1 protein-coding gene is annotated in these 590 nt (G+C 39.7%); it reads left to right on the forward strand.

Going from position 1 to position 590, the window contains the following annotated elements:
• Nucleotides 1-577 (forward strand): rhodanese-like domain-containing protein (locus ACFINZ_RS11715; protein WP_375701609.1); only part of this gene is annotated, 577 nt, incomplete at its 5' end.
• Between the last annotated feature and the right edge of the window lie 13 nt (nt 578-590).

A 590-nucleotide genomic window follows, 5' to 3' on the forward strand; every position in this document is an offset into this window, starting at 1 on the left:
TGTGGACCCTAAAGATTGGAATGCCCTTATTCAAGATGAAGAAACGCTTCTCATTGATACACGTAATGATTACGAATATGCAATTGGCAGTTTTCAAGGAGCGGTTGATCCGCGTATCAAAACATTTCGTGAATTTCCCGCATGGGTGCTTAAGCATGAAGCTGATTTAAAAAAGAAAAAGAAAATTGCTATGTTTTGTACAGGCGGTATTAGGTGTGAAAAATCAACAGCTTATGTTCGTGAACTTGGTTATGAACAGGTTTACCATTTAAAAGGTGGGATTCTTAAATATTTGGAAACAATTCCAAAAGAAGATAGTCTGTGGTGGGGGGAGTGTTTCGTTTTTGATGAACGTGTTTCTGTTAAACATGGTCTTGAAGAATGTGGGCGCGAATTATGTCGCGCATGTCGTTCTCCTCTTAATACTGAAAGCAAATTATCGCCTCATTATGAGGAAGGTGTCTCGTGTGATGCTTGTTATAATACGCGCAGTGAAGATGATAGGGAGCGCTTTCGCGAACGTCATAGGCAGTTCCAATTATCAAAATTGCGTGCAATGCATTCTCATCAAGAGTGATACAAGCTATTGT

It is taken from the genome of Bartonella sp. AA81SXKL (genome assembly GCF_042196945.1).
Classification (GTDB): domain Bacteria; phylum Pseudomonadota; class Alphaproteobacteria; order Rhizobiales; family Rhizobiaceae; genus Bartonella.